A 17,714-nucleotide genomic window follows, 5' to 3' on the forward strand; every position below is an offset into this window, starting at 1 on the left:
CGGTAATCCATCCGGGCATGCCTGGCTGTCAGATTTTGGCCTGATTGACCCGTGCCGCGAGCTCCTGATGACTCTCTTTCCTTTCGCTGTAGCGGTCGGACAGGTAGGCTGTGTGCCCTTTCAGGAGTAACGTCATTTTGAACAACTCTTCGGTAACGTCGACAATCCTGTCATACCAGGGTGAGGGTTTCATGCGCCCTTCATCATCAAATTCCTGCCATGCCTTTGGCACTGACGACTGATTGGGGATGGTGAACATCCGCATCCAGCGGCCAAGTATCCGCATCTGATTGACCGTGTTAAACGACTGTGAACCACCACAAACCTGCATGACGGCCAGCGTTTTACCCTGGGAAGGACGAACAGCACCTTCACTCAGGGGTATCCAGTCAATCTGGGCCTTCATCACCGAGCTCATGGCGCCATGTCTTTCCGGAGAACTCCAGACCATTCCGTCACACCACCTGACCAGCTCGCGGAGTTCAAGCACTTTGGGGTGACTTTCGGGCGCATCATCGGGTAACGGCAGACCGGATGGGTTAAATATTTTCACCTCAGCCCCCATCTTTGCCAGCAACCGCCCGGCCTCTTCCGCTGCAAAACGACTGTAGGACCGCTCTCGTACTGAACCGTACAGGATGAGAATTCGCGGCATGGTTTCGTTGTTGCCCGTAAGTTTGCTGGCAAGCGCATCATCAAAATAAGCCGGTTCGATTGCTGGTAAGTCGGTCATAAAAAATCTCCATTTCATAAGCTATGCTTTAAAAGTTATCACATATGAAATACCATATGTATTGTTATTTTTTTACGAGGTTAAGCATGCTACAGCCTGTTCAGCTTTTTAAACTGCTCGCCGACGAGACCCGTTCAACTATCGTGATGCTTCTCAGGGAGTCCGGTGAAATGTGCGTCTGTGACATCTGTGCGGCAACCGCAGAGTCTCAGCCAAAAATTTCTCGCCATATGGCCCTTTTACGTGAAGCCGAGCTGGTCATCGACCGTCGCGAAGGAAAATGGGTGCATTACCGACTGTCGCCACACATGCCAGCATGGGCTGCGGGTATTATTGATACAGCCTGGAACTGTGAACGAGAAAACATACGCAACAAGCTCAGTAGCGTGGCATCTGTCTCCTGCTGATGGCGATATATATATCCGAATAAACAAATGTGAATGGAGTTTCTGATGTTACTGGCTGGTGCTATCTTTTTATTCACGCTCGTCCTGGTTATCTGGCAACCCAGAGGGCTGGGGATTGGCTGGAGTGCCTCACTGGGCGCAATTCTGGCATTGCTGACTGGCGTCGTTCATCTGGGGGATATTCCGGTGGTCTGGCAGATAGTGTGGAATGCGACCGCCACCTTTATCGCCGTGATCATCATCAGTCTTCTGCTCGACGAATCCGGCTTCTTTGAATGGGCCGCGCTGCACGTTGCCCGTTGGGGGAATGGCCGGGGGCGGCTGCTCTTCACCTGGATCGTCCTGCTTGGTGCGATGGTTGCGGCACTGTTTGCCAACGACGGTGCGGCACTGATCCTGACACCTATCGTTATCGCGATGCTGCTGGCGCTGGGATTCAGCCGGGGAGCAACCTTAGCGTTTATCATGGCCGCAGGGTTTATCGCTGACACGGCAAGCCTGCCACTGATTGTCTCAAACCTGGTGAATATCGTCTCGGCGGATTTCTTTAAGCTTGGTTTCTCAGAATATGCCGCCGTGATGGTCCCGGTTAACCTGGCCGCGATTGCGGCTACGCTGGTGATGCTGCATCTGTTTTTCCGTAAGGACATTCCCGCCGTTTACGACGTTTCTCTGTTGAAAGAACCGAAAGACGCTATACGTGATGTGAATACCTTTAAAACCGGCTGGCTGGTTCTGGTGTTGCTTCTGGTGGGATTCTTCGGACTGGAGCCGCTGGGCGTACCGGTCAGTTTGGTCGCAGCCGCTGGTGCATTGCTTCTGTTTGCTGTTGCGAAAAAAGGGCATGCCATTAACACCGGTAAGGTGCTGCGTGGTGCGCCCTGGCAAATCGTTATCTTCTCGCTGGGGATGTACCTGGTGGTCTACGGCTTACGAAATGCCGGTCTGACCCACTATCTCTCTTCCTTGCTGAATCAGCTGGCAGAGCAGGGATTGTGGGCGGCAACGCTGGGTACGGGCTTCCTGACGGCCTTCCTGTCATCAGTGATGAACAATATGCCGACCGTGCTGGTCGGGGCGCTGTCGATTGATGGCAGCACAGCGACCGGTGTTATCAAAGAAGCGATGATTTACGCCAACGTCATCGGCAGCGACCTGGGGCCAAAAATTACCCCTATCGGCAGTCTGGCAACGTTACTGTGGCTGCACGTTCTGTCGCAGAAAAATATCAAAATTACCTGGGGATATTACTTCCGGGTGGGCATTGTCATGACAATCCCCGTGCTGTTTGTCACGCTTGCAGCACTGGCGCTTCGTCTGTCTTTCACTTTGTAATGAGATACTGATATGAGCAACATTACCATTTATCACAACCCGGCCTGCGGCACGTCACGCAATACCCTTGAAATGATCCGCAACAGCGGTACAGAGCCGACCGTTATTCATTATCTTGAAACCCCACCATCACGAGCTGAGCTGGTAAAACTCATTGCGGATATGGGGATCACGGTACGAGCGCTGCTGCGTAAGAATGTCGAACCTTTTGAAGCGTTAGGGCTGGCGGAAGACCGCTTTACTGACGAGCAGTTAATCGATTTTATGTTGCAGCACCCTGTTCTGATCAATCGCCCTATCGTGGTAACGCCGCTGGGTACCCGGCTATGCCGCCCTTCTGAAGTCGTGCTGGATATTCTTCCCGATGCGCAGAAAAGCGCGTTCACGAAAGAGGACGGTGAGAAGGTAGTTGATGAAAAAGGTAACCGGCTGAACTAAACGTGTTCTTGTGACGAAGGGCGAGAGAACTCGCCCTTTTTTATTTAAGATAATCAGTGCTAACGGAGGATAAGAAGCGGTTGTTGCGTCTTTTGCAGCATTTCGGAGGTATGACTACCGATAAAGAACTGCCGCAACCTGGAATGACCGTAGGCCCCCATCACTATCAGATCGACAGCATTTTCCTCGGCGTAACGAATAAGCGCGTCCCCGACTGATTGCCCGGTAAGATGTGTTGTGCTGTTTTCTATATCCGCGTCACGTAAAATTTGCTGTGCGGTCAGCAGCTCTTCCTTCTTACCGTTTACCATGACAAGGTGGCACTCCAGCCCCCTGAGTAAGGGACTCATCGTCAGACGTTCCAGGTTACTCCTGCTTTCTTCACTGCCATCATAAGCCAGCATGACTCTGGAAGGCACTGAGTAGTTCTCCGGAACAACCAGTAGGGGTTTCTTTTGCAGACGAATAACGCTTTCCAGATGAGAGCCTACCGGATGCTGGCTACCCCGACGCCCCAGCACCATGAGACGAAGGTCGCTCAGCTCTGCCAGAACTTCATCCGGTGTACCGTGTTTTTGCATCAAAAGCACATCCGGGCTTCCCTGTTTTTGAAGCAGTTCAGCACAACTTTCCAGTATTGCTTTCCCCTGGGCCATCAGCAGGCGATTACGTTGCCCTTCAATTTCTACCAGCTCATCGGTCAGCAATTGCTGACTGTCTATGCCGAGAGTGCCGGTCAGGTCTGACACTACCGGGGTGCTGTCTTTTTCGATAACGTGCAACAGTGCTAGCTGTGATTGCAAAGTGCGGGCTGCCCACGCCGCATATTCACACACTGACCGCGTTGAAAGTGAACCGTCCACACAGGCTGTAACAGTATTATTCATAGTTTTCCCTCCAGTCTGTTAATGACCGCCCATCAGTTTTTCGACTTCTTCAGGTTTATCGTGAACACCAAACCGGTCAACGATGGTGCGGGTGGCTTCATTCATCCCACGTATTTCAACCCCGGCGCCCTCTCTACGGAACTTAATGACCACCTTATCCAGGGCGCTGACGGACGTGATGTCCCAGAAATGGGCATGTGAAACGTCTATCACCACATTCTCAATCGCTTCACGGAAATCAAAGTGGCTCGTAAAGCGGTCTGCTGATGCAAAGAATACCTGGCCGGTGACGGTATACGTCCGGCTCGTCCCCTCCAGAACTGAGGTTACACGCATGAACCGGGATACTTTAGTGGCAAAATTGAGCGAAGCAATCAGTACACCGGTCAGCACACCGAAGGCCAGATTATGTGTTGCCACCACAACCGCGACGGTGGCAAGCATGACCACGCTGGTTGAAAGGGGGTGTGTCCGCAGGTTGGCAATGGAGCGCCAGGAGAATGTCCCGATGGAAACCATAATCATCACCGCGACCAGCGCTGCCATCGGAATTTGGGAGACCCAGTTGCGCAGGAACACAATCAGGCAAAGCAGCACCACGCCCGCCGTGAGGGTTGAAAGTCGTCCGCGTCCACCGGATTTTACGTTGATAACAGATTGCCCAATCATCGCGCAGCCTGCCATTCCTCCGATAAAGGATGTGCAGATGTTCGCGATGCCCTGAGCTTTGCACTCCCTGTTTTTGTCGCTTGGCGTGTCGGTCATGTCATCCACGATAGTGGCGGTCATCATCGACTCAAGCAGGCCAACCACCGCAAGCCCCGCAGAATATGGCAGGATGATGAGCAGCGTCTGAAGATTTAAAGGCACGTCCGGGAGCAGGAAGACCGGCAGACTGTCGGGAAGTTTCCCCATATCCCCGACGGTTCGCACATCCAGATGCAGCCACATGGCAATCCCAGTCAGCACCACGATGCACACAAGCGGTGAAGGAATGGTTTTGTTGATATAAGGGAAGAGATAGATGATCCCCAGCCCTGCCGCAGTCATGGCATAAACATGCCATGTCACATTGGTCAGCTCAGGCAACTGGGCCATAAAAATCAGTATTGCCAGTGCATTAACAAACCCCGTGACCACTGAGCGTGAAACAAAACGCATCAGCCCGCCAAGCTTCAGATATCCGGCTATCAGCTGGAATACCCCGGTCAGTATGGAGGCAGCCAGTAAATACTGTAAGCCATGATCTTTCACCAGCGTCACCATCAGGAGAGCCATTGCACCGGTGGAGGACGAAATCATCGCCGGACGTCCGCCAAAGAAGGCCATAACGAGAGGAATACAGAACGCCGAGTAGAGGCCCACCTGGGGATCAACACCGGCGATAATGGAAAAGGCGATCGCTTCTGGAATGAGTGCGAGCGCGACAACAATACCGGCCAGAACGTCACCACGGACGTTACCCAGCCAGTCCTTACGCGTCGAGGACAGCAACATAGTAATTTCTCAGTTTTTAGATACAGTCAGCCCTGGAGGGCTACATTTTTACGTACGGTAAAGCACATCCGCAGACGGGATGTTATTGAGTGCGTGCTGAGGCTTGCTCAGTACGACAGAGGAAGGAAAAACTCAGGGTGGCGTAATACGCATAGCGGTTGTCAGATTCTCCATAGCGGATGTGTATATATTGTCGGCTCTGTTGTCAGGAAGAACTTACAGAACACGTCGCGTTTGAACATGAAACACTTCAAAGCAGCCCAATACTACAAATAAAGCGAATACGGGGTCAACCCAACAAGGTACTCAAACGAAGAGGTTAAGATGCGATTTTTATCCAGGAATTCAATATTATCAAAGGACATTTGAACTTTGCCCCACCCCGGACATCTCTACTTAGCTTTGACATAAGTTATTGATTCATATGTGGTTATTTTTTAACATTTACGTTTCACGTACTGATAGATTGCCTTTGAAGCCAACGCTGACCGTCATTCATCTTGATCAGGAATTTGGGCATCTTCTAAAAACACCTTTGTACGGTAATCATCTTTCCAGCCTAACCAAACTGAATCTTCACCACCGGAAGAAACAACTTTACGGTTTCCTGTGAGATTATCAGCCTGTTCTAAGCATATTGACTGCATATCAATGAGCAAATCAGCTTCTGCGACTTCCGTGCCGCCGATCGTTTCATAGCCGGAAATCAGAACAATTGCCTCAGGGTCTCTTTCGTTCAGCATGGCGATCAACTCTTTCACTTTCATTTTAAGATACCAGTAGTTTATTTGTGTGCATTGCTGATGGATTTTATAGTGCTGCCGACCTTTTTCAAGGTGCTTCCGTTGCTTCCAACGATCATGCTAACGACCTTGTTGTCTGACCTGGTATTGCCGTGGTCATCCTTTTAGAGAAATGCTCCAAAGATCAACATGGCGGCATAGGTTTTCCAGCTTGACCAATCAATCGTGGAACCAAGCAACAGATAGAATGCCAGGGCTACCAGCCCCAGCTTTACTACTAGCGCGATTATTATGGTGAAGATAGACTCATCGCGTTCGCCTTTAAGTATTTTATACCGCGTAATTAAACTGTCGTTTTTCATGTAGCATCCGTTATAGTTATTAAAGTCCTGCATTAGAAGTTGTTATTTGCCGAAGTTACCTTGTATGAGTTAACTGTGGATCCAAAAATACAAAATATAAGCTGTGCCAATTGAAAGGATTAGAAAAGCACAGTTACTAATAAAATCTACTAATGCTTGTAGCTTCTTTATTCTCACAATTGCTGGACCGTGTTCAGTAGAGGTACTACTCAGCCCTTTTGTTCTGGCACTCTCTGCTTTTCTGAAAAAATTGTAATGCAATCCTGACCGCAAGCAAAACCATGCCAAACCAGTCGTTATTACGATATTTATGTAGAAAGCATATTGAATCATTTGTTCAGTTTCGAAGCTTTCCATTGAAAACCCTTTGTTGAAATGTTGAATAAAATTATTTTTAGTAAATGTAAGCAATAAATAGAACGAATATTAATAGTGAAAGATGCAATGCCAACATCTGCTTATGATGCCTTATGAGGATTTCTTCCTTCGCATTCATTAAATCGTACATCTCATCAATATTTTTATTGCTGGTATATTCGAGACGTTCATCACGAAGTAATTTGAACTTTACCAATACGACAAGTGATTTAATAATAAAGCTCGTAAGCATAACAGTTATAGACAAAAATAAAAAATAGGCCAAATTCATATATCACTCCATGGAGATTAATAGAAAAATTTATAATAAGTAATCTCATAGAGCATTACTTGAATCTTCTTCCCATACTAAGGACTCACCGAGAAACTTAGTTAAAGATGATTTGGCATACTGTGGTTCGGAAAAAAAACGTGGGAGCCAGCCGTCAAAGCTTTGGGTACCATTGTGACGATTTTCAGGCGAGACTGATAAGCGGTACCCGTCTTCGTAAGGTGAAATGCTAAATGTGTATCCATCATCTGTCTTTGAGATCAGCGTTTTGCATGTCATATGACTGTTTGCTCACAAAGTTACTTTTCTAAGATATCGAAAAGTGTGGATTAGATCATCATTCAGATAGTCTTTTCATCACAAACTTTCCTGCCCACATTATCACAATTATAAAGGTAATAAAACCGATCTGCTCCCAACGTAAATTGGTTTGCTGTTCGGAATCATCCAAATGAATTGCATAAATGTAACATCCGAAGGTAAGCGTGAGTGGAACAACAAGCATCCCTACCTTTTTAGTAATATTTCCAATAAACCACCAATAAAGAACCCAGGAAATAATAGAAGAATAAAAAATTGCTTCTGAAACTATCATATGTAACCTCTTGAATTAGTCGATGCTGTGGGTAAATAAACCCGGACCGTCAAATGATGCAATTGCAAAATATTTAGTAACCATGAATCCTTCGGTTATCTATTTCAGCCATGTATGCAGTAGGCTTTTTTAAGAGATAGATTGGTGAAACGACATTCGTTTTGACTTTATAAGCCAGAATGAAAACACCTGCGGAGCTTGCCATAAGTACCGCAAGAAGAATAGATACCGTTAACTCCTTTGGTGTTTGTATCACCGAAAGAAGAAACAATGCGCTTATGGCTGCAAAAATCCAGCAATATAATGATGCATCCATAAAACCAGCTACAACACTCGATCCAAAAAAAAACCAAAATAAACTTATTAAGATTACTGAGTTTTCATTCATGTCTGTTCCTTGTTATTACTAATTATATTATGCTTTATAGTTGACCGTCAGACTACCCACGGGTTTTGACGAACAAAGTCACGCACTCCATTTATACATGCTTTTGAGATGACTTCAAAATAAGGATGGTTTGATGGAATCATATTCCCGGTATTATCAAGAAGCATAATAGTCCCTAAAGACCGAACCAGTTGATATTCATTGAGCTTACGCTTTAGCAAAGTTTGCAATCTATAAATTGTCTCACCGGAACTGTTACCTTCGATACCTACAACAGAGACCGTACAGTTCACTTCCTGATTATCAGATTGATAATCGAACCAGTAATTTTCGTTGCAATTTCCTTTTTGCGCATGCTCAATTTTGCCAGGCCATTTTACCCATAAAGAAGAGTTGTTTTTAGATCGTAAGATCTGCTTCAGCGTTTCCAATGGATTTTTTTCATCAACCTCAGACCAGGCCGAAATAAATTCTTTCTGCATTGCCTTAGGGTCTATAACGGCAATGAAATCAAATTCCTCTTTATTGATAGAGTTGGCTCGATCTTTGAGATAAAACAGACCGAGTTTATATCCCTTTTCACTTTTCCAGTTTGCTCCCACAGGCTGATAGTCTGTATTTATAAACGGTTTGAAAGTGTGAGTGTCGGGAGAAAAAATTACTGAGGGTGCCAGCACCCGGCCTCGGTATCGTATTGGATTTACAAATATTTTTTCCCCGTCACATAACATTTCAATAATTGCTTTTGTCACAACTACTGAAATAGAAGGTCTACATGTATTTTGATTTATTTCCCCGAGGTGCGCCAAACTTCCATCCTCACTCTTCAACACCTTTGTAAGGCAAGTCGGGCAATACTGTTGATCTCTATAATAAACAGGCATGGTTAGACGACCGGAATCGTTTAGTACCAACTGAAGTAACGGATGAGGCTCTTTCATCATGGTTATTTCTTCCCTTTCACCTTTCTGGGCTTTTCGTTTGCCTGTCTCCACTGCCATGGTGGGACAGGGTTGGTGTCTGCCCATAACCCTTTTGCCTCCTTTTGTGCTGCGGATTCATATTTGATATAGCCAGGGACAATGGCGTTATCTTCGAACCGATAAACCCACGCATATCCACTGTCCACCATAGAGGCATTGATATCATATCCATCTAACCAGATGGTACCTAACATACGGCCATAGATATCCGTACCATGGTCTATCACGGTAACGATTTTAGTTGCTATAGCTGTGGTTAAGGCCTGTTTTGCTTTTTGGCCAAAAGCCTGTTTAGATTCAGGAGCGTCTATACCATACATCCGTATTTTGATGGTTGTGTTTTGAGCATCCAACGCAGTTATGGTGTCACCGTCAACAATCTTAACCACCTTTGCCTCAAAAGTTGTTGAGTTCCCCCAGGACGCCACTGGGAATACAACAATCATGATGGGCAAAAGTAACTTTGTTAAAAAAAACATCATTTCACCTTGATTTGTTGAGTACAGACATGTATCCACAAGCCTATTTACAGGCAGTATTTTAACAAGTCATTATTTCATGGGCGGGCTTAAAACCAATCTTTTTGCAACTTAAAGGCAGAATAATCACAATAAATTTAGAACCTGAACCAAAAAATAATCCAAATTAAGCGTGTTAATCTATCTCAAAGATATTATTCCTGAGAGAGTTTGGATGAAACGTTACACTCATGATCTTGAGACAGACCTGAATGATGTGGATAAAACACCATCTCTGATCCACAAAACTTTGTTAACAGCTTCGACCATTTATGACCTGAAATATCTGGCTCAGGTATTAAATGATGAAAATGGCAGTAATTGGTCCCGTGCATCCCTTAAACGTCAGGTTACATGCATACCTGAGCATTGTGAGCTGAGTATCGCAGATGGACGCTATCTACAGACTTTAATACCTTCACGACCTGCTGATTATGAGGACAGGCACTTTAGCTTTATCGATCTGTTTGCAGGGATAGGTGGACTGCGAAGCGGATTTGATGCCATCGGTGGTAAATGTCTTTTCACGAGCGAATGGAATACTTATTCCAGCCGTACTTACCGGGCGAACTGGTATTGCGATGAGAACGAGCACCGCTTCAATTCAGACATCCGTGACATCACTCTTAGCAACCGGCCCGAGGTTACTGATGACGAGGCATACAAATTTATCGATGCCTCTATCCCGGATCATGATGTTCTTCTTGCGGGATTTCCATGCCAGCCATTCAGCATCGCCGGTGTCAGTAAAAAGAACTCTATGGGTCGCAAACACGGTTTCGAGTGCGACACTCAGGGTACGCTCTTCTTTGATGTGGCCAGGATCATCCGGGCAAAACAACCTGCAATTTTTGTTCTGGAAAACGTAAAAAATCTGAAGAGTCACGATAAGGGTAATACCTTTAACATCATCATGAAAACGCTCGATGAGCTTGGCTACGACGTCGCAAACAGCGAAAGCACGGGCGCGGATGATCCTAAAGTCATCGATGGCCGTCATTTCCGACCCCAGCACCGTGAACGTATCGTCCTTATTGGTTTTCGCCGCGACCTACGTCTGAAAGACGGTTTTACTCTGAGAGACATTAAAGACTTTTATCCGGACAAGCGCCCTTCTCTCTCAGATTTACTGGATCCGAGCGTAGATAGTAAATACATCCTCTCCCCTAAACTCTGGGAGTACTTATACAACTATGCAAAGAAACATGCGGCAAAAGGCAATGGTTTTGGTTTTGGACTAGTAGATCCTTCCAATGTTAATAGTGTCACCAGAACCCTCTCAAGCCGCTATATGAAAGACGGATCTGAAATTCTTATTGATCGGGGCTGGTCTCATGAACTGGGAGAAACTGATTTCCATAACACATACAACATGGACCGTCGGCCACGCATGCTAACGCCACGTGAATGCAGCAGGCTAATGGGCTTCGATAAACCCGGGGAAAGTGTTTTCCGTATCCCTGTGTCCAATACACAGGCTTACAGACAGTTTGGGAACTCCGTGGTCGTTGATGTCTTTGCGGCCGTCGCCAAACTGCTGAAGTCACGAATTGAATTTGCAGCCTCCCAGCGCTTGCGGCAGTTTTACGACGAAGTCAGCTGACCTGAGCTCCTTCATCAATTTAAATGCTTAAGATTGTTGTAATAATGTCAGAGGTCAACCATGACGTATTTCGAATCAGCTGAAGGTGAGACGGTATCTAAAGAACGAGCATTACAAGAACTGTCCAGGCATTGCGTTCCCGAAACAGATTTCGAAGAATTCTTTAGCGACATGGGCGTAAAGGAACAGTATGACGCTCAGGAAGTGTTGCTCTGGTTGGGATATTAAACTTCCTGTTTAGGAGACTACTATGAGCCAAAAATTCGCAGTGATGATTGCTTACGACGACGATCCAAACGTCAAAAGGTATTCACCTGACTTTCAAACGCAGGATGAGTTTGCTAAAGGGTGGCAGTCGGCTCTTAAAAAGGCACACCACACCTCAGGTCAAAAATCAGTCATCACCTGCGGATGTCGTGGAAAAGGAGAAAAGCGACTTTATGTTCGTGCTTTACCGAACGGTGATGCCTTTATTCTCGTCAAAGCCGCTAACACGGGCATTGAGCATGATCCTTCCTGTGTATTCTTCTCCCTTGATGCCCGGCATACCGGCCTGAAAGGATATGCGAGTGGTGTGGTCCGGATTACAACCGAAGGTGATATGGCTGTAAGGCTCGGTATCGGTATGACAGAGAAAGATCCTCCTGAAAAATCAGAAGTGCCTCCCCTGCCCCATGTTCAGCGACCAGAAGGAGGTCAGGCCTCAATGACCCTCCTGGGCTTGCTTAGTCTTTTGTGGACAGAGTCTGGTCTGAATGTCTGGTACCCGAAAATGGCAGGGAAACGTAACGATTCACTGGTACGGTATCGTCTGCTTGAAACCGCTAAACAAATTCGTACCGGCAGAGCCTGCATAGGTGACCATTTATTCATTGGTGTACCTGACCCGAAACAACCTGTCGCTCAGTCGCAAATTCAGCGTCTTTCATCACAGGCGATGAGTGATAAACGTCTCATGCTCCTGTCAGTTTTACCTCGCTACGATGCTGAAAAGCATGAGAAGCCACTTAAATTTTTACCCCTGCGGAATTTTGGGGGGCTACCGCTGATTTTTTTCAATTCAGAAGTCCATTGGGATAGCGTAAAGAAACGATTTTCATCGGAGTACGCAGCATGGAAATCCGGGGCGAAAATAGTTGTCTTTGCGTTGACGTCACCAGCTGCGGTAACCGGCAGAGGCCCTTCTGTAAGAGCTCATCAAATTGTGCTGATGCACGTTAGCGAGAACTGGATACCTCTGGACTCCTCCTATGAGGCGGTTGTTGCAGAAAAGCTGGATGCAGAGCACCGGCAGTACGTTAAGCCCATGCGTTATGATGCGAGTATTAGTGAGGTGTTCCCTGACTTCTACCTGCTCGACACAAAAAGCGATAAGCCGTTCCCGATGGAAGTATTTGGTATGGCCACTCCTGCTTATCTGGCCCGAAAGCAACTCAAAAAAGATTATTACAACCGTGAATATGGGCCTTATGGATGGTGGCACTGGGATGCGACCACAGCATCTGAAACTATGGTGCTGCCTCATTTTCCAGAATCACGCAAACCTCTTTCAACTGACACACCTGCTTAAAATGGAGAAAAAATGTCCTACATGCTTTCGCTAAGCGAACAGACAAAACTGAACGCTTTCCTGTCAGGGATCCTAGATGATTACAAGACTGGGGTTATCACTCAGATACAAGCTGTTGGTAGAATCGGTAACGTGTTTTCTGCTCTGGAAAGTGGAGACTCAAAAAAGGTAGTGCATTTGTTGACTGAAGGACGAAAACTCCTGCGGACGGGCTGAATGTCCGCAGAAGTTCTTATGTGCCAGGGGATGCAGAGAAGTGTATCAACCTGGCTTCATTTATCATGATGTTTTTCTGCTACGCGGCTGTTTTGACTTTCCAGTACCTCCCCCTGCCATTGCACCAGTTAATGTATCAATGGTGCCTTTCAGGGATTCTGAGATTGTTTTCTCCGCCTCCAGGGTAGCTTCCAGCTTCATTACTTTGGCCTGGAGCGTTTTGAGTTCATTGCTTTGTTCAGCCACTTCCGCTTCATAGCCCTGGCTGACCAAAGTTACTTTATTCAGGTCGGCGCTCAGCGACTCGTTTAGTTTATGGAGTTCAGTAAGCTCGGCATTCACCGCCACCAGGTCACCCTCTTTCCCGGACAGTGCACTTTTCAGCTCAGTACAAAGGTTCTGTGCAGCAATCAATTCCTGTTCAAACCTGTCCCTCTCTGCCTTTGTATCTGACACAGTCTGACTTAACTGGTCGCATTGTCTGGAAAGACCGGCGTTATCAGAACGCTGCGTGTTGATCTCTTCGTTCAGCTTTTTTTGATATTCAAGGTGACCAGCGATCTCTGTTTTACGTTCAGCCAGTTGCTGGGAGAGTGAGTCATTTGACTGCTGTGCGAGGCTCAATTCATGCCGTGTGCTATCTAACTGGTGATGGCAGGTTTCGAGTTCTGCTTCGGCAACATTCAGCCTTGTTTCTAACTCCTTGACGGTACTGTCCCGGATCTCTAATCGACCCTGTAGTGCCTGATTCTCAAGTTTCAGCTCATCCATATCGGTAGCGCTTTGCTCAAGCCGCTGTAACAGCTGCGTTACCTCCTCCTCCAGCTGCATGCTACGTGCTTCAGCTTTTTTAACACTATCATTCTGTATTGCGGTATAGCTTCTACGGTAGTGCCAGGTGATGTACGAGATAATATCGCCGAGTGCAACCTTTACCTCATCGGGTATATCCAGGTAACGGGCCTCTTCAGGAACCTCTTTAACATACTTCTGGTACTCCGCGAACATCTCCTGTGACCTTGCAAACGAGCCGCCAACAGCGTTTCTGAGCCAGTGAACTTTGAAGCTCAGATCGATATTTTCCGGGTTAATTTCTTTCTCTTTGCACAGACGTTCGATTGCATTGAAGTAATCGATCATCGCGATAGATGAGTACCTTGAACGACCCATTTCCTTTGATTTTTCAGTGGATTCGCTGCGGATGTCATTCTGCACCTCTGGCGGGGTAGCATCGTTCAGGCTTTTTTCTTTATCATTTTCAATCATCATTTTTTTCCTGCGGCCGGAAGCTGGTTTGCAAAATATATGCTGATAAGATCGTTCAGAGCATTCAGAAGCGAGATACTGTCGATGCAAATATGAACGTTTCCATTCTCAAACAGGCGACACCGCCAGCCATTCTCATCACTGAACTCGCCTGTGAATTCTGTATTTCTCATGGCCGTCAGCCTGTCGACCATACTCAGCCCACCGCCGGTTGCAGGTGTTGGAGTATCAGAACAGATGCATACAATATTCTCAAAGTCGCGTAAACAAAAGTGATTGTCCTGCGAGAAACCGTTGTACCTCAGCACGTTCACACCAGGAAAAATCCCCCGAAGAACAAGCTTTTTTGGCATTGTATATTGCCTGGCATTGCTTTTGAAACTTCGGTCAAGCTTGTTGAGAACATCAACGAAACCTTCTGCAAGGGTGTCTCGTCTGTTAGCCAGTGCATGCTGTAATGTTCCCTTAACAATCTCCAGGGAAGCGACGGGCGGATCCGTACGAAGGGATTCGTTAAAGGCTTCTTTTTGCTTATGGTTCCAGTACCGGTCCATACCTGTTTCTTCAAAGAGCCTTTTCCACGTTTTACGGTCAATTTCCTTACGCCCCTCCTCGATGGTGCGATCCAGTGACGACGGAAGACCAAATGCGTTGGGCTGCATAATTCTGCTGGTGAAGAGAGAGAGACCGCACAGTTCCGACGCTTCCGAGATTAACCGCATCCCTTCTTCGAATTTCTGCATGGCCATATCCCGGGCGCTGATGAGCTGCCCTGTCCGGCTCGCCGGTACTGGCTCAGAACCCTGGTTTTGAGTCATTTTACACTCCATTTTGGTATGTCAGAACATTTTGATTTGAGCAAAGGTAGGTGTACACAGACATTAAAGTTGTCTCCTTTAACATGAAAAAGACTTTAAAGTTGTCTACTTCTTCAGATAGACCTACTTAACAGGATACTAAGTAGGTCATCTCCTTTCTCGCGTAGCATCTCTCGACGTTCACAGCAGAGGACACGTTTCAAAATGTCATCCAAAATTTTTTTCCATTATCTGACGTTGGGTGATTTTGATGGTCAGCGAGTAGAGGCTTTAACAATGTGGGTTGCCCTGAGCAAAGTAAGGGAAGTAGATGTACCAGAAATGTACGCGTTGCCTTGCATGAAGGGGGGCATCTTAAAGCTCATTGATTAAACAAACTCACTATGCCGCTACAAACAGCCCAAAACCGTCACTTGATAACGTGTTATTTAGATAAATTAATGCTCAGGGCTTTTAGCCAAACTGTCACTTGATGTAAGAATCCAGAACCTTCAGCACAACGTCCAGGTCTTCTTCTCGTTTCTGTTCTTCACTTTCATGAACAATATGTTCAGTCAAATGTCCTTTAATCACTTCACGCAATAAACCATTCACGGCACCACGTATGGCGGCTATTTGTTGCAGTACAGCGGCACATTCGTGAGGTTCATCAAGCATTTTTTTCAGCGCAGCAACCTGCCCCTGGATCTTGCTTGTACGTGCTTTCAGTTTTTGTTTATCGCGGATGGTATGTGACATGTGGGCTCTCACTCTCCTGGATATTTTATGTAACTATACCAGCGTTATTCTACTGGGGGGTAGTATATTTTACTGGGGGGGAGTAGAATCCGGCCTACACTTAATAACCAAGAATGATTCTCATGAACGAATTTACGACACTTCTTCAGCAAGGCAACGCATGGTTTTTCATCCCCAGCGCCATTCTGCTTGGCGCGCTTCATGGACTGGAGCCCGGGCACTCCAAAACAATGATGGCAGCATTCATCATTGCTATAAAAGGCACCGTACGTCAGGCCGTGATGCTGGGTGTCGCGGCAACATTGTCGCACACTGCAGTCGTATGGCTGATTGCTTTTGGAGGGATGTATATCAGTAATAAATTTACCGCAGAATCAGCCGAACCCTGGCTACAGATGGTCTCTTCAGTGATCATCCTTGGTACGGCTTTTTGGATGTTCTGGCGAACCTGGAGCGGTGAGAAAAACTGGCTGGAGGGAATGCAGGAGAATGAACATCATCACCATGACGAAACAAGGTTGATCGATACTGGCCATGGAAAAGTTGAACTGTCCATTTTTGAAGAAGGACAACTTCCCCACTGGCGGCTACGCACTCTTAGTGGCCAAAGATGGGCTTCTGAAGATATCTCATTAACCACACTTCGGGAAAACAGTACGATCTCTCAGACTTTTGAATTTGTTGATCATGGTGATTATCTGGAGTCAACATCTCCCATCCCTGAGCCTCACAGTTTCAACGTACGTCTGTCTCTGGGACATCGTGGTCATGTCCATGACTATGATGTGGCGTTCGCTGAACACGACCATGACCATGACCACTCTGAGCTTGATGGGCTGGATGTGAATTCGAAAGAGTATCAGGACGCTCACGAACTGGCTCATGCCAATGACATAAAACGCCGCTTCGACGGGAAAGAAGTAACCAACGGGCAAATCCTGATATTTGGACTGACAGGAGGGCTTATCCCTTGCCCGGCAGCTATAACTGTATTGTTGATCTGCCTTCAGCTTAAAGCGCTTACGCTGGGTGCCACACTGGTTGTTTGTTTCAGTATCGGCCTGGCATTGACCCTCGTAACGGTTGGAGTGGGTGCGGCGATCAGCGTTCGTCAGGTCGCCAAACGCTGGAGTGGCTTCAATACCATCGCCAGAAGAGCCCCCTATATTTCAAGCGCCCTGATTGCTGCTGTTGGGATTTACATGGGTATACATGGCTGGAATGGGCTGGTGCATTAACACCGGTACTGATGACACACACTCTGGGTACTTACAAAGTACATCCTAAGCGCCACCGTTGAGGTTATGAGCAGAAAAACCCGGAATATAAAGCTGCTCTTTCCGGGACTTGTTGCTGAGGCAGGGATTAAGTAACTGATTAAATCCATTCCCATAAGACTCAATGATAAATGAAAGAATAAAAAAAACGCTCCCGGACGGGAGCGTAAGCCAGTGACTTCGGCGTCAAATGAGGGTCTAACAAGTGGAGCTGCGGGTTAATTCTGGGTGATCTGGCTGCGATGCTTTTCAGCCTGCTGCTGATGAATAACGGAAGACTGACCATTATTCGCCTTCTCGTGCACAACAGCGGCTTTTTCATGCTCGTTCATTTCTGAAAATGACGTTGCTGATTCGTTGGTGGCCCCTGGTTTGCCTTTCATCATTTTTTTATGCATCTCCGCCATGTCCTGGTGGGCAGAAGCGTTGCCGTTTTGCATCATTTCATGGGACATTGCAGCCTGATCGTGTCCGCTCATATCCATCATTGTCATACTGTCTCCCTGAACAGCGCTTTTTTCAGAGGTTGACTGCATCTGATGGGCGGGTGCCTGGGCATTATTTACCTGGTCATGCATGTTCATTGTCTCTGCAGCCATGGCGGATGAAGCGACAGCCATAATGGCAACAAATGATACAAGGATCTTTTTCATGGTTGGGTCTCCGGTGTTTTCATACCCAAACAATCAAC

20 protein-coding genes are annotated in these 17,714 nt (G+C 46.8%); 7 read left to right on the plus strand and 13 right to left on the minus strand.

All coding sequences use genetic code 11. The features are described 5' to 3' along the window. Positions 1–28: 28 nt before the first annotated feature. Positions 29–733: an arsenical resistance protein ArsH gene (gene arsH, locus ACQG03_RS21950; protein ID WP_000130816.1), complete on the minus strand. Its 705-nt coding sequence runs from the start codon at positions 731–733 to the stop codon at positions 29–31. Positions 734–819: 86 nt separating this feature from the next. Here arsH and ACQG03_RS21955 point away from each other — a divergent pair, with 86 nt between their 5' ends. Genes ACQG03_RS21955 through arsC form a run of 3 tightly spaced genes read left to right on the plus strand, consistent with a single transcriptional unit; the run spans position 820 to position 2,913 of the window. Next, positions 820–1,140, plus strand: a complete 321-nt coding sequence (locus ACQG03_RS21955; protein WP_000941305.1) for a transcriptional regulator — start codon at positions 820–822, stop codon at positions 1,138–1,140. 45 nt (positions 1,141–1,185) lie between these two features. Then, positions 1,186–2,475 (plus strand): arsenic transporter, encoded by a 1,290-nt coding sequence (locus tag ACQG03_RS21960; protein ID WP_000922628.1) that lies wholly within the window; start codon positions 1,186–1,188, stop codon positions 2,473–2,475. Between the two features lie 12 nt (positions 2,476–2,487). Then, positions 2,488–2,913, plus strand: a complete 426-nt coding sequence (arsC, locus tag ACQG03_RS21965) for a glutaredoxin-dependent arsenate reductase (protein ID WP_000065802.1) — start codon at positions 2,488–2,490, stop codon at positions 2,911–2,913. A 59-nt stretch (positions 2,914–2,972) separates the two neighbouring features. On the opposite strand, the gene ACQG03_RS21970 is transcribed toward arsC, so the two are convergent. The 8 genes from ACQG03_RS21970 to ACQG03_RS22005 form a co-directional block, all read right to left on the minus strand. Further along, on the minus strand, positions 2,973–3,800 hold the full coding sequence (locus ACQG03_RS21970) for a universal stress protein (protein ID WP_001066652.1): 828 nt from the start codon (positions 3,798–3,800) through the stop codon (positions 2,973–2,975). An 18-nt stretch (positions 3,801–3,818) separates the two neighbouring features. Beyond that, complete coding sequence (locus ACQG03_RS21975) at positions 3,819–5,297, minus strand: SulP family inorganic anion transporter (protein ID WP_000927306.1); 1,479 nt, start codon at positions 5,295–5,297, stop codon at positions 3,819–3,821. A 491-nt stretch (positions 5,298–5,788) separates the two neighbouring features. Next, positions 5,789–6,064, minus strand: a complete 276-nt coding sequence (locus tag ACQG03_RS21980) for a hypothetical protein (RefSeq protein ID WP_000864986.1) — start codon at positions 6,062–6,064, stop codon at positions 5,789–5,791. 140 nt (positions 6,065–6,204) lie between these two features. Continuing rightward, entirely contained in the window at positions 6,205–6,402 is a 198-nt protein-coding gene (locus ACQG03_RS21985) for a hypothetical protein (RefSeq protein ID WP_001371914.1), read from the minus strand. 986 nt (positions 6,403–7,388) lie between these two features. Continuing rightward, positions 7,389–7,646 (minus strand): hypothetical protein, encoded by a 258-nt coding sequence (locus tag ACQG03_RS21990; RefSeq protein ID WP_000637193.1) that lies wholly within the window; start codon positions 7,644–7,646, stop codon positions 7,389–7,391. A gap of 73 nt (positions 7,647–7,719) precedes the next feature. After that, positions 7,720–8,034, minus strand: a complete 315-nt coding sequence (locus ACQG03_RS21995) for a hypothetical protein (protein ID WP_001005009.1) — start codon at positions 8,032–8,034, stop codon at positions 7,720–7,722. 47 nt (positions 8,035–8,081) lie between these two features. Beyond that, complete coding sequence (locus ACQG03_RS22000; protein WP_000975181.1) at positions 8,082–8,978, minus strand: hypothetical protein; 897 nt, start codon at positions 8,976–8,978, stop codon at positions 8,082–8,084. Positions 8,979–8,980: 2 nt separating this feature from the next. Beyond that, a complete protein-coding gene (locus ACQG03_RS22005) occupies positions 8,981–9,496 on the minus strand; it encodes a thermonuclease family protein (RefSeq protein WP_031942328.1) in 516 nt (171 codons plus the stop codon). Between the two features lie 214 nt (positions 9,497–9,710). Between ACQG03_RS22005 and ACQG03_RS22010 the strand changes: the two genes are divergently transcribed. Genes ACQG03_RS22010 through ACQG03_RS22020 form a run of 3 tightly spaced genes read left to right on the plus strand, consistent with a single transcriptional unit; the run spans position 9,711 to position 12,708 of the window. Further along, the gene (locus ACQG03_RS22010; protein ID WP_000833382.1) at positions 9,711–11,138 is read left to right on the plus strand and encodes a DNA cytosine methyltransferase; all 1,428 of its coding nucleotides are present in this window, start codon (positions 9,711–9,713) and stop codon (positions 11,136–11,138) included. A 60-nt stretch (positions 11,139–11,198) separates the two neighbouring features. Beyond that, positions 11,199–11,366 (plus strand): hypothetical protein, encoded by a 168-nt coding sequence (locus ACQG03_RS22015; RefSeq protein ID WP_000220758.1) that lies wholly within the window; start codon positions 11,199–11,201, stop codon positions 11,364–11,366. 22 nt (positions 11,367–11,388) lie between these two features. Then, the gene (locus tag ACQG03_RS22020) at positions 11,389–12,708 is read left to right on the plus strand and encodes a DUF1173 family protein (RefSeq protein ID WP_000078514.1); all 1,320 of its coding nucleotides are present in this window, start codon (positions 11,389–11,391) and stop codon (positions 12,706–12,708) included. A 279-nt stretch (positions 12,709–12,987) separates the two neighbouring features. Here the strand turns inward: ACQG03_RS22020 and ACQG03_RS22025 are convergent, their stop codons facing one another. From ACQG03_RS22025 to rcnR, 3 genes are all read right to left on the minus strand, one after another. Further along, a complete protein-coding gene (locus ACQG03_RS22025; RefSeq protein WP_001572381.1) occupies positions 12,988–14,193 on the minus strand; it encodes a hypothetical protein in 1,206 nt (401 codons plus the stop codon). Next, positions 14,190–15,008 (minus strand): DUF4942 domain-containing protein, encoded by an 819-nt coding sequence (locus ACQG03_RS22030; protein ID WP_044704764.1) that lies wholly within the window; start codon positions 15,006–15,008, stop codon positions 14,190–14,192. The genes ACQG03_RS22025 and ACQG03_RS22030 overlap by 4 nt, the downstream gene beginning before the upstream one ends. Before the next feature lie 465 nt (positions 15,009–15,473). After that, positions 15,474–15,746, minus strand: coding sequence for a Ni(II)/Co(II)-binding transcriptional repressor RcnR (gene rcnR / locus ACQG03_RS22035; protein ID WP_000019951.1), 273 nt, complete (start codon positions 15,744–15,746; stop codon positions 15,474–15,476). A 122-nt stretch (positions 15,747–15,868) separates the two neighbouring features. Here rcnR and ACQG03_RS22040 point away from each other — a divergent pair, with 122 nt between their 5' ends. Then, on the plus strand, positions 15,869–16,984 hold the full coding sequence (locus tag ACQG03_RS22040) for a nickel/cobalt efflux protein RcnA (protein WP_001572377.1): 1,116 nt from the start codon (positions 15,869–15,871) through the stop codon (positions 16,982–16,984). A 257-nt stretch (positions 16,985–17,241) separates the two neighbouring features. Here the strand turns inward: ACQG03_RS22040 and ACQG03_RS22045 are convergent, their stop codons facing one another. After that, positions 17,242–17,676 (minus strand): hypothetical protein, encoded by a 435-nt coding sequence (locus ACQG03_RS22045; RefSeq protein ID WP_000723070.1) that lies wholly within the window; start codon positions 17,674–17,676, stop codon positions 17,242–17,244. Between the last annotated feature and the right edge of the window lie 38 nt (positions 17,677–17,714).

This window comes from Enterobacter cloacae complex sp. 342H5 (genome assembly GCF_050030905.1).
Taxonomy (GTDB): domain Bacteria; phylum Pseudomonadota; class Gammaproteobacteria; order Enterobacterales; family Enterobacteriaceae; genus Enterobacter; species Enterobacter intestinihominis.

What these genes read in the sequence shown, in the direction of transcription:
- ACQG03_RS21960 (WP_000922628.1), top strand. Translation starts at nt 1,186, where the DNA reads ATGTTACTGGCTGGTGCTATCTTTTTATTCACGCTCGTCCTGGTTATC.
- ACQG03_RS22000 (WP_000975181.1), bottom strand. Translation starts at nt 8,978, where the DNA reads ATGATGAAAGAGCCTCATCCGTTACTTCAGTTGGTACTAAACGATTCC.
- ACQG03_RS22005 (WP_031942328.1), bottom strand. Translation starts at nt 9,496, where the DNA reads ATGTTTTTTTTAACAAAGTTACTTTTGCCCATCATGATTGTTGTATTC.
- ACQG03_RS22045 (WP_000723070.1), bottom strand. Translation starts at nt 17,676, where the DNA reads ATGAAAAAGATCCTTGTATCATTTGTTGCCATTATGGCTGTCGCTTCA.
- arsC (WP_000065802.1), top strand. Translation starts at nt 2,488, where the DNA reads ATGAGCAACATTACCATTTATCACAACCCGGCCTGCGGCACGTCACGC.
- ACQG03_RS22040 (WP_001572377.1), top strand. Translation starts at nt 15,869, where the DNA reads ATGAACGAATTTACGACACTTCTTCAGCAAGGCAACGCATGGTTTTTC.
- ACQG03_RS22020 (WP_000078514.1), top strand. Translation starts at nt 11,389, where the DNA reads ATGAGCCAAAAATTCGCAGTGATGATTGCTTACGACGACGATCCAAAC.
- ACQG03_RS21980 (WP_000864986.1), bottom strand. Translation starts at nt 6,064, where the DNA reads ATGAAAGTGAAAGAGTTGATCGCCATGCTGAACGAAAGAGACCCTGAG.
- ACQG03_RS22010 (WP_000833382.1), top strand. Translation starts at nt 9,711, where the DNA reads ATGAAACGTTACACTCATGATCTTGAGACAGACCTGAATGATGTGGAT.
- ACQG03_RS21955 (WP_000941305.1), top strand. Translation starts at nt 820, where the DNA reads ATGCTACAGCCTGTTCAGCTTTTTAAACTGCTCGCCGACGAGACCCGT.
- ACQG03_RS22025 (WP_001572381.1), bottom strand. Translation starts at nt 14,193, where the DNA reads ATGATGATTGAAAATGATAAAGAAAAAAGCCTGAACGATGCTACCCCG.
- ACQG03_RS21970 (WP_001066652.1), bottom strand. Translation starts at nt 3,800, where the DNA reads ATGAATAATACTGTTACAGCCTGTGTGGACGGTTCACTTTCAACGCGG.
- ACQG03_RS21975 (WP_000927306.1), bottom strand. Translation starts at nt 5,297, where the DNA reads ATGTTGCTGTCCTCGACGCGTAAGGACTGGCTGGGTAACGTCCGTGGT.
- ACQG03_RS22015 (WP_000220758.1), top strand. Translation starts at nt 11,199, where the DNA reads ATGACGTATTTCGAATCAGCTGAAGGTGAGACGGTATCTAAAGAACGA.
- rcnR (WP_000019951.1), bottom strand. Translation starts at nt 15,746, where the DNA reads ATGTCACATACCATCCGCGATAAACAAAAACTGAAAGCACGTACAAGC.
- arsH (WP_000130816.1), bottom strand. Translation starts at nt 733, where the DNA reads ATGACCGACTTACCAGCAATCGAACCGGCTTATTTTGATGATGCGCTT.
- ACQG03_RS21990 (WP_000637193.1), bottom strand. Translation starts at nt 7,646, where the DNA reads ATGATAGTTTCAGAAGCAATTTTTTATTCTTCTATTATTTCCTGGGTT.
- ACQG03_RS21995 (WP_001005009.1), bottom strand. Translation starts at nt 8,034, where the DNA reads ATGAATGAAAACTCAGTAATCTTAATAAGTTTATTTTGGTTTTTTTTT.
- ACQG03_RS21985 (WP_001371914.1), bottom strand. Translation starts at nt 6,402, where the DNA reads ATGAAAAACGACAGTTTAATTACGCGGTATAAAATACTTAAAGGCGAA.
- ACQG03_RS22030 (WP_044704764.1), bottom strand. Translation starts at nt 15,008, where the DNA reads ATGACTCAAAACCAGGGTTCTGAGCCAGTACCGGCGAGCCGGACAGGG.